Genomic DNA, 14,824 nt, shown 5'->3' with positions numbered 1-14,824 from the left:
GGCCTGTCCGTTCTGCTTACCTTGGCAGCGTCGTCGAGCCCATCAGATACTGATCGATCGCCCGCGCGCAGAGACGTCCCTCACGGATCGCCCAGACAACCAGCGACTGGCCGCGGCGCATGTCGCCGGCGGAGAAGACGTTGGGCAGCGAGGTCTTGTAGTCGGTCAGATTGGCGCGGACGTTGCCGCGCTGGTCGAGGTCGACGCCGAGCGTCTTCAGCATGCCTTCGTGCACCGGGTGCACGAAGCCCATGGCCAGCAGCACGAGCTGCGCATCGAGTTCGAACTCGGTGCCGGGCAGCGGCTTGAACTTATCGTCGACCTTGACGCAGTGCAGCTTCTGCACCTTGCCATCGACGCCCGAGAATTTTTGCGTCAGCACTGCGAATTCGCGCTTGGCGCCTTCGGCCTGGCTCGACGAGGTCCGCATCTTCAACGGCCAGTTCGGCCAGGTCACGCCTTTGTTCTCGTGCTCGGGCGGCGCCGGCATGATTTCGAGTTGCGTGACGGATTTTGCGCCCTGCCGGAACGAGGTGCCGATGCAGTCCGAACCGGTGTCGCCGCCGCCGATCACAACGACATGCTTGCCTTCGGCGAGAATGTCCTTGGCGTCGCCGAGCGGCTCGGAGGAGACGCGGCGATTTTGTTGCGGCAGGAAATCCATCGCAAAATGGATGCCGTCGAGGTCGCGGCCGGGGATCGGCAGGTCGCGGCCGGCTTCGGCGCCGCCGGTCAATGCCACGGCGTCATACTGGTTGAGCAACTCGCGCGGATCGATCGCGCCGTCCGAGGTGCCGCCGACATGGACGCCGTAATGGAACGTCACGCCTTCGGCCTCCATCTGCGCCACGCGGCGGTCAATGATGTGCTTCTCCATCTTGAAGTCGGGGATGCCGTAACGGAGCAATCCGCCGGCCTTGGCGAATTTCTCGTAGACATGGACGTCATGACCGGCGCGCGCGAGCTGCTGCGCAGCTGCAAGGCCGGCGGGGCCGGAGCCGACGATTGCGACCTTCTTGCCGGTCTTGGCGGGCGCAATCTCAGGCTTCAGCCAGCCATTGTCCCAGGCGCGGTCGACGATGGCGCATTCGATCGTCTTGATGGTGACCGGATTGTCGTCGATGTTGAGCGTGCAGGACGCTTCGCACGGCGCGGGGCAGATGCGGCCGGTGAACTCCGGGAAATTGTTGGTCGAGTGCAGGTTGCGCGAGGCTTCTTCCCAATTGTCCTGATAGACGAGGTCGTTGAAATCGGGGATCTGGTTGTTGACCGGGCAGCCCGGCGTGCCCGGCGCCACCGAGCCGGTGCCGTGACAATAGGGGATGCCGCAGTTCATGCAGCGCGCGGCCTGCTCGCGGGTGTCCTTCTCGCTTAAGGGAATGACGAATTCGCGATAATGCTTCAAACGCTCGGCGACCGGCGCATACTTGCGGTCATGCCGGTCGATCTCGAGAAAACCTGTGATCTTGCCCATTAAACCTGATGCCCCTGCATCTCTCGTTCGTATCTGTCTGTTTCCGTCACCCTCCGTCATTGCGAGGAGCGTGAGCCGCGAAGCAATCCATGGTTCGGCTTGTGGCGCTATGGATTGCTTTGCTGCGCTCGCAATGACGGGCTCGTTTAACTACGCCCCGATCGCGATTTTTGGCTCGGCGTCGGCGTTTGCCTTCAATTCCTTCAGCGCGCGGCGGTATTCCACCGGCATCACCTTGCGGAATTTCAGGAGCCACGTCTTCCAGTCGGCGAGAATCTCGGCCGCTTTCTTCGAGCCGGTCAGCTTGGCGTGGCGCGTGATCAGGATGTGCAGCCGCTCGATATCGGACTCCAGCAGATTGGCGAACACATCGACCCGGCCATGCGCCTCGAGATCGCCGGAGTGATTGTAGGTGCCGGCGTTGATAAGCTCTTCCGACAGTACCGGCTCGAGCTCGACCATCGAGAGGTTGCAGAGCTTTTCGAAATCGCCGGCCTCGTCCAGCACATAGGCGACGCCTCCCGACATGCCGGCCGCGAAGTTGCGCCCGGTCTTGCCCAGCACCACGACGATGCCGCCGGTCATGTACTCGCAGCAATGATCGCCGGCGCCTTCGACGACCGCGATCGCGCCGGAGTTACGCACCGCAAAACGCTCGCCGGCGATGCCGCGGAAATAGCATTCGCCTTCGATCGCGCCGTACATCACCGTGTTGCCGACGATGATGGACTCTTCCGGCACGATGCCGGAATTCCTCGGCGGCTTGACGATGATGCGGCCGCCGGAAAGGCCCTTGCCGACATAGTCGTTGCCTTCGCCTTCGAGATCGAAAGTGACGCCGCGCGCCAGCCACGCGCCGAACGCCTGGCCCGCGGTGCCCTTCAGGCTGACGTGAATGGTGTCATGCGGCAGTCCGGCATGGCCGTAGATCTTTGCGACCTGGCCCGACAGCATCGCACCCGCTGAGCGGTCGGTGTTGTTGATTTCGTCCTCGATCTTCACTGGCGCGCCGCGGTCGAGCGCGGCCTGCGCCCTCTCGATCAGGCGGCGGTCCAGCACCTTCTCCAGATGATGGTTCTGGGCCTCGGCGTGATAGATCTTCTGGCCCGTCTCCTCCTTCTGGCGGACGAAGAGCTTTGAGAAATCGAGCCCCTTGGCCTTCCAGTGCGCCACCAACGTGGACTGGTCGAGCATCTGGGTCTGGCCGACCATCTCATCGAACTTCCTGTAGCCAAGCTGCGCCATGATCTCGCGGACTTCCTCGGCGACGAAGAAGAAGTAGTTGATGACGTGCTCGGGCTGGCCGGTGAAGCGCTTGCGCAGCACGGGGTCCTGGGTCGCGACACCGACCGGGCAGGTGTTGAGGTGGCACTTGCGCATCATGATGCAGCCTGCCGCGATCAGGGGCGCGGTGGCGAAGCCGAACTCGTCCGCGCCGAGCAGCGCGCCGATCACGACGTCACGTCCGGTGCGGAAGCCGCCGTCGACCTGGACCACGATGCGGCTGCGCAGCCGCTCGCGCACCAGCGTCTGATGGGTTTCGGCAAGGCCGATCTCCCACGGCGAGCCTGCATGCTTGATCGAGGTGAGGGGAGAGGCGCCGGTGCCGCCCTCGAAGCCTGCGATGGTGACATGGTCAGCGCGCGCCTTGGCAACGCCCGCGGCCACCGTGCCGACGCCGATTTCGGAGACCAGCTTGACCGAGACCTGACCGTCCGGATTGACGTTCTTGAGGTCGTAGATGAGCTGCGCCAGATCCTCGATCGAATAGATGTCGTGATGCGGCGGCGGCGAGATCAGGCCGACGCCGGGCGTCGAGTGCCGCACACGCGCGATCGTCGCGTCGACCTTGTGGCCGGGCAACTGTCCGCCTTCGCCGGGCTTGGCGCCCTGTGCCATCTTGATCTGCATCATGTCGGAGTTGACGAGATATTCCGTCGTCACGCCGAAGCGGCCCGAGGCGACCTGCTTGATCGCCGAGCGCATCGAATCGCCGTTCGGCATCGGCTTGAAGCGATCGGCCTCTTCGCCGCCTTCGCCGGTGTTGGACTTGCCGCCGATCCGGTTCATCGCGATCGCGAGCGTGGTGTGCGCCTCGCGCGAGATCGAGCCGAACGACATGGCTCCCGTGGCGAAGCGCTTGACGATTTCGCTTGCCGGCTCGACCTGGTCGAGCTTCACGGGCTTGCGCTTCTCGTCCTCGGCGGTCTTGAGCCGGAACAGGCCGCGCAGCGTCAACAGCCGCTCGGACTGCTCGTTGAGGATTTTTGCGAACGCGCGGTAACGTTCCTGCGAATTGCCGCGCACCGCATGCTGCAACGTCGAGACGGATTCGGCGGTCCATGCATGGTCCTCGCCGCGGGTGCGGTAGGCGTACTCACCGCCGACGTCGAGCGCGGTCTTGTAGACCTGCGCGTCGCCGAACGCATCCGTATGGCGGCGCGCGGTTTCCTCGGCGATCTCAGCGAGCCCGACGCCTTCGATGCGGGTGTGGGTGCCGGCAAAATATTTTGCGACGAAATCGGCCTTCAGCCCGACGGCGTCAAAGATCTGCGCGCCACAATAGGACTGGTAGGTCGAGATGCCCATCTTGGACATCACCTTGAGCAGGCCCTTGCCGATCGACTTGATGTAGCGCTTGACGATCTCATGGTCGTCGAGCGAGCCCGGCAGGCGGTCCTTCATCGCGATGATGGTTTCGAACGCGAGGTAAGGATTGATCGCCTCGGCGCCGTAGCCGGCCAGGCAGGCGAAATGGTGCACTTCGCGCGGCTCGCCGGACTCGACGACGATGCCGACCGAGGTGCGCAAGCCCGTGCGGATCAGATGATGATGTACTGCGGCGCAGGCAAGCAGCGAGGGAATCGGAATTCGGTCGGTGCCTGCCATGCGGTCGGACAGGATGATGATGTTGACGCCTTCGCGCACCGCGCCTTCAGCGCGCGCGCAGAGCTCGTCGAGCACCTGCTCCATTCCCGCCGCGCCGAAGCCGGCGTGGAAGGTGGTGTCGAGCGTGCGCGACCTGAAATGCGTGTCGGCGACGTCGGAGATCGAGCGGATCTTTTCCAGATCCGCATCGGTCAGGATCGGCTGGCGCACTTCGAGCCGCTTGGTCGAGGCCATACCCTGCAGGTCGAACAGGTTCGGCCGCGGTCCGATGATCGAGACGAGGCTCATCACCAGCTCTTCGCGGATCGGATCGATCGGCGGGTTGGTGACCTGCGCAAAGTTCTGCTTGAAATAGGTGAACAGCGGCTTCGGCCGGTCCGACAACGCCGAGATCGGCGTGTCGTTGCCCATCGAGCCGGCGGCTTCCTCGCCGGTCGCCGCCATCGGCGTCATCAGGATGCTGATGTCTTCCTGTGAATAGCCGAACGTCTGCTGCCGATCGAGCAGCGGCAGATTGGAGCGCATGCCCTTGACGGGCGCGTCAGGCAATTCCTCCAGCACGAGCTGGGTGCGATGCAGCCAGTCGCTGTAGGGATGGCTCTTGGCCAGTGTCGCCTTGATCTCGTCGTCGGGAATGAGACGTCCCTGTTCGAGATCGACCAATAGCATCTTGCCCGGCTGCAGCCGCCACTTGGTGACGATCTGGTCCTCGGGAATCTTCAGCACGCCCATCTCGGACGCCATCACGATGCGGTCGTCCTTGGTGACGAGATAACGCGCCGGACGCAGGCCGTTGCGATCGAGCGTCGCGCCGATCTGGCGGCCGTCGGTGAAGGCGATCGCGGCGGGGCCGTCCCATGGCTCCATCAGCGCGGCATGATATTCGTAGAAGGCGCGGCGCTGCTCATCCATCAGGGGATTGCCGGCCCACGCTTCCGGAATCATCATCATGACCGCGTGCGGCAGCGAGTAGCCGCCCTGCACCAAAAATTCGAGCGCGTTGTCGAAGCAGGCGGTGTCGCTCTGGCCCTCATAGGAGATCGGCCACAGACGGCTGATGTCCTTGCCGTAGAACTCCGAATGCACGGAAGCCTGCCGCGCCGCCATCCAGTTGACGTTGCCGCGCAGCGTGTTGATTTCGCCGTTATGGGCGATCATCCGGTAGGGATGCGCCAGCGACCAGGTCGGGAAGGTGTTGGTCGAGAAGCGCTGGTGCACCAGCGCCAGCGCGCTGTCGAAATCCGCCTCGTGCAGGTCGGGATAGTACTTGCCGAGCTGGTCGGCGAGGAACATGCCCTTGTAGATCACGGTGCGGCACGACAGCGAGACCGGGTAGTAACCGGCCATGCCGCGGTCGCGGCGCTGATAGATCGCCTGCGAAATCGATTTGCGCAGGATGTAGAGCCTGCGCTCGAACTCTTCCTCGGTCTTCGCCGTGCCGTTGCGGCCGATGAACACCTGCATGTGGTAGGGCTCGGTCGGCTTGACGGTCACGCCGAGCGAAGCGTTGTCGGACGGCACGTCGCGCCAGCCGAGCAGCACAAGCCCCTCTTCCTTGATCTGTTCGGCGATGATGCTCTGGATCACCTTCCGCCAGGCCGTCTCCTTCGGCATGAACAGCGCGCCAATCGCGTAATGGCCGGGCTCCGGCAGCTTGAAGCCGATCTCGGCGGCCTTGCGCGAAAAGAACGCGTGCGGGATCTGCACCAGAATGCCGGCGCCGTCGCCGGCGCGCGGGTCGGCGCCGACGGCGCCGCGATGCTCGAGATTGCAGAGAATGTTGAGCGCGTCGGAGACGATCTGGTGCGACTTGCGGCCCTTGATGTTGGCGATGAAGCCGACGCCGCAGGAATCCTTCTCCATGCCGAGGTCGTACAGGCCCTCGGCCGGCGGACGCCAGTCATGCTCGCGCGTAGTGTCGGCCGGTTTCGAAGCCGCGGTCGCCGACAGGGTTTCTGCCACGATATTTTCGCGCTCGAATTCCGACCCGCTCATCTCATTCCTCTCAAAAAGGCTAAGGGCCTCACCGTATCGTCGGCGCACCTTGGACGCTTGCGGCACCCACCGGGCCACCGCTCGTCCGCCGCGAGCCGCAATTTCTTAAATTCAGGCCTGGGCGTTCAACGTCCCTGAGGAACGGCCTTGCCTGCACTGCCCTGACGCTCGTGGCGCCACGGTTTCGGTGCAATCCCTGTGCCGGGAAAGCCCCGCAATTGAGACAGTGATACTGTCCTACCTTCGACCATTGCAAATTTTTCTTTATCACACAAGCGCGTGAAAGTCCTCGCCCGCATGCAGATCGGCGCTTGGCCGGCTTGGGGAAAAACTGCCAGCGGGGATTTGCGGCAACGGCGCCCCGATCCGGCCCAAGGACTGCCGGATTTCGCACTGAAATTCCAGCCCGGACCGGCAGGCGAGAGCAAGAAATGCTTCGCTTCGGCGCGGCGGCTGCGGGGCTTACAGGAGCTTTCGGTCATGAAGTTGTTCACGGGATCTTTGGCGGCGGGATTGATCCTTCTGGCGGGTGGCGCGCAGGCGCAGGTGCCCGGGCCTGATGGGATCGGACGCTCGCCATACAGGGCGGTGTCGGATTTCGAGGCCCCCTATGCGGTGGCGCCGCAGCCGGCTCCCGGGCCGTATTACGAGCCCGGGCCACGCTATGGCTATGGCCCCGGTCCGGGCCTGTTGCCGTCCACAGAAGTCTATTCCGTGCTGCGCGACAACGGATTCTCGCCGCTCGGTATCCCGAGGCTCCGCGGCTTCGTCTACACGATCGCGGCGATCGACCGCGGCGGCGAGGGCGGACGGCTGGTGATCGACGCGCGGAACGGCCGGATCATCCGCTTCGTGCCGGGCTACGGCATGGGCGACAATTTCTATGAAGAGCACAGCGCGCTCCCTGGAACTCCAGGGGCTCGGCCGCCGCGGGCCCATGCGACTGTTCCGCCGGCTCATGTCCAGGCCGCGCCAGCTCATGCCCAGGCCGAGCCGCGGCCGATGCGGCCGGCTCCCAAGGTTGCGAGCCGCACGGTGCCGGTGCCGAAGGCCAGCCCGATCGCGGCCAAGCCGGCTCCGGTGCAGCAGCAGGCCACGGCACCTGCGCCGAAGCCGACCGAAGTTCAGGCCGCGGCTTCGCCGACGACGACGGAATCGGTCCCAGCCAAGCCCGCCCCGCAGATTGCGCCGACGCAGGATATGCCAAAGGCACAGGGGCTGGAGTAACTTCCATCCGGACCATGAACAAAAAACGCCCCGGGCCTTACCGGGGCGTTTTCATTGTGGCGGGCTATTCGCGCTGACCGGCGGCGGCCAGGATCAGGTCGGCGACCTTGTCCGGCTGCGAGACCAATGACAGATGGCCAGCGTCCAACTCGACTGTCGTCGCATTCATGCGCTTGGCCAGGAACCGCTCGAGGTCGGGATTGATGGTGTAGTCCTGCTTCGACACCGCGTACCAGCTCGGCTTGCTATGCCAGGCGGCTGCGGTGGTGCGGCCGGCAAAAATCGAAGCCGCGGTCGGCCACTGCACGGCGTAGAGGACTTCCGCCGTCTTGCGGTCGACGCCATTAGCGAAATATTTCAGGAACGCGTCCTCGGACAGTTTGGTGAAGCCGTCATGCTCCTGAACGCCGGCACGCGCCGGGCCGGCCGGAAATTTCTGCGATAGCGCGACGAAATCCTCGCCCGCATCGGGCGCGCGCGCTGCGATATAGACCAGCCCCGTGACCTTGGGATCGGTGCCGACTTCGCTGATGACGGTGCCGCCCCAGGAATGCGCTACCAGCACGGTCGGGCCGTCCTGCTGCGCCAGTGCACGGCGCGTGGCGGCGACCGAATCCGCCAGGGAGGTCAGCGGATTCTGGACCGCCGTGACGTGAAGTCCCGCTGCCTGCAGCCGCGGAATGACTTCCGACCAGCTCGATCCGTCGGCCCAGGCACCGTGCACCAGCACGACGTTTTTCACTTTGACCGGTGCGGCGGCCTGCGCCGGCGTGGCGAGTGCGCCGAACGAGCCTGCAAAAACACTGGCGGCGAGCGCCGCAACGATCTGTAACTTCGTCATCGATCTCTCCTGGTTGATATGTCTGTTGAAGTGCCGGGTGCGAAAGTGAGTACGTCGCCGAACTGCAAATGTTACGCGTCTCTAGTCACCGGTGCCGGTTCGCGCGATGAAGTAGTCGTTGCAGAGGCGGACATCATTTAAATTCGCTGTTAATCAGCGGAGCGCGGACCACGCCGTCCTTGTCATGAGCGCAAAAAAACGCCCCGGTTTCCCGGGGCGTTTTCGCGTTCGGCCAATACCGGCCGAAATTCTGGCTGCTTACGCGGCGACCGAGGCGTCGACCACCTGCGGGGTCTGCGCGCCCGAGTTGATCGGAATGCTGCGCGGCTTCTTGGCCTCGGGGATCTCGCGGACGAGATCGACATGGAGGAGGCCGTTCTCGAGCGAGGCGTTCTTCACCTGCACGAAATCGGCAAGCTGGAAGATGCGCTCGAAGGCGCGCGCGGCGATGCCGCGGTAGAGCACTTCGGATTTGTCGGTGCCGTTCTCGTTGGCTGACTTCTCGCCCTTGATCGTCAGCGTGTTTTCCTTCGCGACGATCGAAAGCTCGCCTTGCGCGAAGCCGGAGACCGCAACGCTGATGCGGTAGGCGTTCTCGCCGGTGCGCTCGATGTTGTAGGGCGGATAACCGGGGCTGCCGTCCGAGGTCACCTGATCCAGCAGGTTGAAGAAGCGGTCGAAGCCGACGGTGGAACGATAAAACGGAGTGAGGTCGTAGGTACGCATAGGGTAGTCCTCCATTGAGCGACTGTTTCAATTAACCCGCCCGCCATCGGGCCGGGCCGTAGTCCTGTGCAGCCTTAGAGTTTTGGAGCCGTGAGTTTCGGTTCCGAAACACTGGTAGCGGCCTGCACAGAAGTGATATGGGAGGGGTGAAATGACGTTCAAGAGGGGCGAAACGGGCCCCTTTTTTGCGCCCCCGCCTTGATTTCCAGCCCTTTACACCTAGCCGGTTCCCTCGCATGACGCTCGTCTCGATCCCCGCCAATCCGGTTCCGGAGGATGTCGTCTCGGGCACGATCAAGACGCCCGACGGCGCGGAATTGCGGTTCGCGCGCTGGGCGCCGCCGGCGGGCCGCAAGGGCACAGTCTGCGTCTTCACCGGCCGCAGCGAGCAGATCGAAAAATACTTCGAGACGGTGCGCGACTTGCGCGACCGCGGTTTTGCCGTGGCGATGATCGACTGGCGCGGCCAGGGGCATTCCTCACGCCGCCTGCGCGATCCGCGCAAGGGCTATGTCCGCGACTTCTCCGATTTCGAGGTCGATGTCGAAACCTTCGTGCAGCAGGTGGTGCTGCCGGATTGCCCGCCGCCGTTTTTCGCGCTGGCGCATTCGATGGGCGGTGCGGTCATGCTCCGGATCGCGCATGCTGGAAAGCGCTGGTTCGATCGCATGGTGCTGTCGGCGCCGATGATCGACCTGCCGGGGCGCAGGACCTCGTTCCCGACGCGGGCACTGCTTCGGACCATGCGGCTGATGGGGCAGGGCGGCCGCTACGTGCCCGGCGGCAGCGACGCGCTGACCGGAACGGAATCCTTCATCAACAACCCCTTCACCAGCGATCCCGTGCGCTACGCCCGCAACGCCGCGATCCTGGAAGAAGACCCGACGCTGGGCCTTGGTTCGCCGACGGTGGCCTGGGCCGATACCGCGTTCAGGGCAATGCATACTTTTCGCGGCATGAATTACCCGTCCGAAATCCGCCAGCCGATCCTGATGCTGGCTGCCAGCAATGACACCATCGTTTCAACGGCTGCGATCGAGGAATTCGCCTATCACCTGCGCGCCGGCTCGCATCTGGTGATCGCAGGCTCCAAGCACGAGATCCTGCAGGAGCAGGACCGCTACCGCTCGCAGTTCTGGGCGGCGTTTGACGCCTTCGTGCCGGGCACGCCGCTGTTCAAGTAGTGCTCAGCGCGAGGCCGGCTTCGGCAGCCGTGCCGTGATCCGCTCGGGCAGCCGTCGCTCGACGAACAGCGTCCTGACTTCGGCGACGCTGAGATAGCGCGCTTCGCCTTCGCCCTTGCCGAGGATTTTCAGCAGCACCGGCCATTCGCCCTTCATCAGGATCGGGAAGTACCAGCGTGCCGCATCTCCGTCGCGCTTGATATTGGCTGCCATGAAGGTTTCGATCTCTTTCGCCGTCAGCCCGATCTCGATGCCGCCTGCCGGATCCTTGCAATCCTTGCCGAAGCTGGCGAGGCGGTCGATTTGCTCGTCATTGACCCTCGCCTCGGCATCGAGAATGCGCGAGCCGCCACCATGCTTGTCGAGCGGACCGTTGCGCAGTCGATCGAGCACGGCGCCCGAGGTCGCGCTCTTGAATACGCGTCCCGGCCCGAGGCCGTTGGCGATGACGGCGACCATCCAGGTTGCCATCCGCACCTTCTTTTTACCAAAGCCGGTTTGCCCGCTCGCGTCCCCGACGATTTCGGAGAGCTGCGAAAGCGACACGACGTCGCCGCCGACATAGCCGTTGGCGACCAGCGCGCGCAAAAACGGGCATGGGTTATTGGGTGAAACGGCAATCTGTCCGGCCGGTGTTGCACCCGGAGGAGTATCGATGGAGGTGTTCGACATGGCTTCAAATCCTCAAAGCGCCAAGTATGAAAATCGGTCCGCTGAAGGCGAAGCGAATGACGGTACTGAAAAAGGAATGCGGTGGTGCGCTACTTCAGCGTGTGGCAAGCTTTGGCGGAATTCGACGCCGTGTCAACCGAGCGGTTCACACACGCTCAGGAATCTGCGGCGAGCTTTGGCGAGGCTTCGACGAGCGTCAATCGGCTGTAGGGGAGGCCGGCCTTCACAAGGCCGTCGCGAAAATGGGCAATGTCGGCCGGGAGCTTCCAATGAAAATTCCGCAAGTACCGTTCGACGGTCAGGGTTGGGTAGTTGCTCAGTACAACCCCGGCTGCATTTGCCGCCTCGTCGGCTCGTCCCAATTGGGCTAGCGCCGCCGCCCGTATCGCGAGCGCCTGCAGATGATTGGGATTGGCGTACAGAGCCTCGCGCGCCCATGACAGCGAGGCGTCATATTGGCCGAGCAGGTAATGGCTGAAGGCGTTGAACGCTGCAAATTGGTATCGGGGATCGCTGTTGCCGCGCTGCGCAGCCATCGTAAACAATTCGACGGCGGGACGGTGCTCGCCGTTATAGAGATGACACGCGCCAAGCACGCCGCGGGCGCCCATGTCGTAGGGGTTGAGCGCGACCGCCCGCTTGCCGGCATCCATCGCCGCCTCGTAATGTCCTTCCAGCGCGTGCAGATAGGCGAGAATCTGAAATGCAAAGGACGACCGGGGATCGAGCCGGACGCTGCTCTCCGCGAGGCTCATTGCGCCGTCCCAGACTTCGCGCGTTCCCTGGATCCAACCGAAATGGATAGCCTGGGTCAGGATGGTGGCGAGATAGGCACGCGCGATCGACAGCGTCGGATCGAGCGCGATGGCTTCCTTGAACAGGCTGATCGCGGTTTCGAAATCCGCCTTGGTCTGCAGGTAATAGTAGGACAGCCCCTTGAGGAAGCGATCCCATGCGGTGATGTCGTTCGACGAGGAGCGCGGCGGGGCGGACGCTTCCGCCCGGTAGATCTCCGCCGCGATCGCCGCCGACAGGCTGGTGGTGAGTTCGTCCTGCATGGCGAACAGGTCGCCGATGTCGCGGTCGAACCGGCCGGTCCACAATTGTTCGCCGGTTTCGGGCGCGATCAATTCGGCGGTGACGCGGATCTTGCTCGCGGCGCGGCGCACCGAGCCCTGGATCAGGTAGGTGGCATCGATCTCGCGCGCGATCAGGCGCGTGCTCACGTTCTTGCCCTTGAACGGGAACGTCGAGTTCCGGGCCAGCACCCGATAGAACGATTGCAGCGAAAGCGCGTGGATCAGGTCCTCGGTCAGCCCGTCGGAAAAATACTCGTCCGCGCTTTCGCTCAAATTCGCGAATGGGAGCACGCCCACGATCGCGGTGCGATATTGGGCAGGCAGATTTGTGACAGATGTTTCGGACGCCGCCTTGCGCGCGGGGCCGGCCGCATCAGTGCCACCGGGCTGCCAGGTCCAGACATGGATCGGCTCCTCGATGTTCTTGAACCGGTAGGGACCGGCATCGACGAAGGTGACGCTGAGGCGTTTGCCGGCCTCGTGGCAGGCCTTGCCCGAAACTGCCACGCCGCCCGGGGCGGCGACCGATTCGAGGCGGACGGCGATGTTGACGTCGTCGCCGAACACCTCGTCCTCGTCGGCCATCACGTCGCCCATGTGAATGCCCATGCGGAACTGCATGGAGCGATCGGCGGGCAAATGTTCGTTTCGCTCCGCCATCACCATCTGCATCGCGACCGCAGCTTCGATTGCGCCAACGATCGAGGGAAACTCCAGAAGAAAGCCGTCGCCGGTGTTCTTCACCAGGCGGCCGCCATGATTGAGGATGATCGGGTAGATCGCGCTTCGATGGGCCTTGAACGTGGCGTGCGTCCCCGCCTCGTCGGCTCCCATCATTCGGGAATAGCCGGCGACGTCGGCGCAGACGATGGCTGCCAAGCGTCTTTCCATATCCCCTTATATCCCCAACGGCGCCGGAATGGGCTGCATAACCACTACGCGGTCGGCCGACCGATTCCAATGTTTATAAAATATGCGCAATCTGGTGGAAGGCCGATTTGCTCATGATAGTACTGCAATCCTTCGGGATTGGCATTGGTCTCAGGTGCAAGGGAACCCGTTAACGATGGCAGAAGCGCTCGGCATTCACGAACTCTGGCTGTTTATCCTCTCCGGGTTGCTGCTCAACATCACCCCGGGGCCGGACACGGCCTATATTATCGGCCGCAGCATTCAGTTCGGATGGCGGGGCGGGGCTGCGGCGGTAATCGGGATCTGCACCGGCTGCCTCGTTCACGTGTTCGGTGCGGCCATTGGCCTGTCGGCGCTGTTAATGGCGTCATCGGCCGCCTTTACTGTCCTGAAATGGGCCGGCGCCGCCTATTTGCTGTTTACGGGCGTCCAGATGCTGCTGTCGCGCTCGCGCCCGCTGGCGGAAGTGGCCGCAGCAGGCGGCGACACGTCGCTTGCCCGCGTGTTCTGGCAGGGCGCCCTGACCAATGTGCTCAATCCCAAGGTGGCGCTGTTCTTCCTGGCGTTCCTGCCGCAATTCGTGGCCGCAGAGTCTCCCCACAAGACGGTGGCCTTTCTGGTGCTCGGCCTGATCTTCATCACCAGCGGCATGTTGTGGTGCTTCTGCATCGCCGCCTTCGCGGCCAGGGCCGCCGGCCGTATCCGGCAATCGGCTGGCGCTGTGGCCTGGGTCAACCGCGCGCTCGGCGGGCTTTTCGTCTATCTCGGCATCCGCGTGGCGATGCTGGAGGCGCGTTAAAATCCGGTCACCTATCTGGCGAATTCCCTGGCGAGAAATGAGCGGGTGTCCGGCATGGCTTCCGCGCAAGCTACGACATCAACTTCGCAAACGCGTTCGTGGCGAGGTAGAGGCCGAGTACAATCATGCCGATCTGGAACCAGCGCCGAAAGATTTCCGGCTGCAGCCGTGTCCGTACCGCCTGTCCGATAAACATGCCGGCAAAGGACGCCGCTAGGGCGACTGCGCCGGGCAGTGCGGTTGCAACCGTCAGCAGGCCGGCGCCGGTGAGGTTGAGACCAAGCGCCAGGGTCGCGACCGTGAAGAACACGCCCAATGCCTGGATCAGCTCTTCCTTCTCCATGCCGATCGCCTGCAGGAACGGCACTGATGGAATGACCTGGACGCCGGTTGCCGCAGAAATCAGGCCGGTGATCACTCCGACGATGCCACCGACCCATTTTTCGTTTTGGCGGGCAACGGTGAAACTGAATTTGCACAGGCCGATGATGGCATTGATCGCCAGCAGCAGGCCGAGCGCGATGGTGGCAAAGCGCGCGTAGGGACCGGTCAGCGATCCCGCGTTCAGCCAGACGCCGGCAGCTGTTCCGGCCAGCAACGGCCATAGCCGTCGGAAAATATCGCGCAGATAAGGGCCGCCGAAGGTTTGCCAGATGTTGGTGACGATCGCCGGTACGATGACGATGGCGATTGCCTGGGCCGGCGGCATCGACACTGCGAGCAGTCCCATCGACACCGTCGGCAGGCCGAGCCCGAGTGCGCCCTTCACGAAGCCCGCGAGCAGGAAGGTGGCAGTGACGAGGAGAAGCAGGGTATCGAACATGCGGGAGAGATTGACCTATCGGCGTATTGGGCACAATCTGGAGGTTACGGAGGCAGCCTTCGGATTGGCCGAAGGCTATCTCTCCCTCCGTCATTGCCTGCGACAAACGCGAAGCGTTTGCGCAAGGGAGCGTAAGCGACGAAGCAATCCATCTATCCGTTCTGCTGCGCCATGGATTGCTTCGCTTCGCTCGCAATGACGGT

10 protein-coding genes are annotated in these 14,824 nt (G+C 63.6%); 3 read left to right on the top strand and 7 right to left on the bottom strand.

Going from position 1 to position 14,824, the window contains the following annotated elements; all coding sequences use genetic code 11:
* Nucleotides 1-16: 16 nt before the first annotated feature.
* Together ACH79_RS04130 and gltB are read right to left on the bottom strand one after the other, a co-directional pair.
* On the bottom strand, nt 17-1,474 hold the full coding sequence (locus tag ACH79_RS04130; protein WP_161849885.1) for a glutamate synthase subunit beta: 1,458 nt from the start codon (nt 1,472-1,474) through the stop codon (nt 17-19).
* Between the two features lie 150 nt (nt 1,475-1,624).
* Nucleotides 1,625-6,358 (bottom strand): glutamate synthase large subunit, encoded by a 4,734-nt coding sequence (gene gltB, locus ACH79_RS04125; protein ID WP_161849884.1) that lies wholly within the window; start codon nt 6,356-6,358, stop codon nt 1,625-1,627.
* A 480-nt stretch (nt 6,359-6,838) separates the two neighbouring features.
* On the opposite strand from gltB, the gene ACH79_RS04120 reads away from it, so the two are divergent.
* Nucleotides 6,839-7,585 (top strand): hypothetical protein, encoded by a 747-nt coding sequence (locus tag ACH79_RS04120; RefSeq protein WP_161849883.1) that lies wholly within the window; start codon nt 6,839-6,841, stop codon nt 7,583-7,585.
* 64 nt (nt 7,586-7,649) lie between these two features.
* On the opposite strand, the gene ACH79_RS04115 is transcribed toward ACH79_RS04120, so the two are convergent.
* On the bottom strand, nt 7,650-8,426 hold the full coding sequence (locus ACH79_RS04115; protein WP_161849882.1) for an alpha/beta fold hydrolase: 777 nt from the start codon (nt 8,424-8,426) through the stop codon (nt 7,650-7,652).
* Nucleotides 8,427-8,684: 258 nt separating this feature from the next.
* The gene (locus ACH79_RS04110; protein ID WP_161849881.1) at nt 8,685-9,152 is read right to left on the bottom strand and encodes an Hsp20 family protein; all 468 of its coding nucleotides are present in this window, start codon (nt 9,150-9,152) and stop codon (nt 8,685-8,687) included.
* A 236-nt stretch (nt 9,153-9,388) separates the two neighbouring features.
* On the opposite strand from ACH79_RS04110, the gene ACH79_RS04105 reads away from it, so the two are divergent.
* The gene (locus ACH79_RS04105; protein ID WP_161849880.1) at nt 9,389-10,336 is read left to right on the top strand and encodes an alpha/beta fold hydrolase; all 948 of its coding nucleotides are present in this window, start codon (nt 9,389-9,391) and stop codon (nt 10,334-10,336) included.
* A gap of 3 nt (nt 10,337-10,339) precedes the next feature.
* Here ACH79_RS04105 and ACH79_RS04100 read toward each other — a convergent pair whose 3' ends face one another.
* Together ACH79_RS04100 and ACH79_RS04095 are read right to left on the bottom strand one after the other, a co-directional pair.
* Nucleotides 10,340-11,008: a hypothetical protein gene (locus ACH79_RS04100; protein ID WP_161849879.1), complete on the bottom strand. Its 669-nt coding sequence runs from the start codon at nt 11,006-11,008 to the stop codon at nt 10,340-10,342.
* A gap of 155 nt (nt 11,009-11,163) precedes the next feature.
* Complete coding sequence (locus ACH79_RS04095; RefSeq protein WP_161849878.1) at nt 11,164-12,978, bottom strand: adenylate/guanylate cyclase domain-containing protein; 1,815 nt, start codon at nt 12,976-12,978, stop codon at nt 11,164-11,166.
* Nucleotides 12,979-13,153: 175 nt separating this feature from the next.
* On the opposite strand from ACH79_RS04095, the gene ACH79_RS04090 reads away from it, so the two are divergent.
* Nucleotides 13,154-13,798, top strand: a complete 645-nt coding sequence (locus ACH79_RS04090) for a LysE family translocator (protein ID WP_161849877.1) — start codon at nt 13,154-13,156, stop codon at nt 13,796-13,798.
* Nucleotides 13,799-13,868: 70 nt separating this feature from the next.
* On the opposite strand, the gene ACH79_RS04085 is transcribed toward ACH79_RS04090, so the two are convergent.
* Nucleotides 13,869-14,621: a sulfite exporter TauE/SafE family protein gene (locus ACH79_RS04085; RefSeq protein WP_161849876.1), complete on the bottom strand. Its 753-nt coding sequence runs from the start codon at nt 14,619-14,621 to the stop codon at nt 13,869-13,871.
* Between the last annotated feature and the right edge of the window lie 203 nt (nt 14,622-14,824).

Origin of the sequence: Bradyrhizobium sp. CCBAU 051011, from assembly GCF_009930815.1 — a bacterium.
Taxonomy (GTDB): Bacteria; Pseudomonadota; Alphaproteobacteria; order Rhizobiales; family Xanthobacteraceae; genus Bradyrhizobium.
This window is presented reverse-complemented; position numbering and strand designations above follow the sequence as displayed.

Coding starts and splice junctions, on each gene's coding strand:
- ACH79_RS04095 (WP_161849878.1), bottom strand. CDS start 12,978: ATGGAAAGACGCTTGGCAGCCATCGTCTGCGCCGACGTCGCCGGCTAT.
- ACH79_RS04115 (WP_161849882.1), bottom strand. CDS start 8,426: ATGACGAAGTTACAGATCGTTGCGGCGCTCGCCGCCAGTGTTTTTGCA.
- ACH79_RS04130 (WP_161849885.1), bottom strand. CDS start 1,474: ATGGGCAAGATCACAGGTTTTCTCGAGATCGACCGGCATGACCGCAAG.
- ACH79_RS04100 (WP_161849879.1), bottom strand. CDS start 11,008: ATGTCGAACACCTCCATCGATACTCCTCCGGGTGCAACACCGGCCGGA.
- ACH79_RS04105 (WP_161849880.1), top strand. CDS start 9,389: ATGACGCTCGTCTCGATCCCCGCCAATCCGGTTCCGGAGGATGTCGTC.
- ACH79_RS04110 (WP_161849881.1), bottom strand. CDS start 9,152: ATGCGTACCTACGACCTCACTCCGTTTTATCGTTCCACCGTCGGCTTC.
- ACH79_RS04090 (WP_161849877.1), top strand. CDS start 13,154: ATGGCAGAAGCGCTCGGCATTCACGAACTCTGGCTGTTTATCCTCTCC.
- ACH79_RS04085 (WP_161849876.1), bottom strand. CDS start 14,621: ATGTTCGATACCCTGCTTCTCCTCGTCACTGCCACCTTCCTGCTCGCG.
- ACH79_RS04120 (WP_161849883.1), top strand. CDS start 6,839: ATGAAGTTGTTCACGGGATCTTTGGCGGCGGGATTGATCCTTCTGGCG.
- gltB (WP_161849884.1), bottom strand. CDS start 6,358: ATGAGCGGGTCGGAATTCGAGCGCGAAAATATCGTGGCAGAAACCCTG.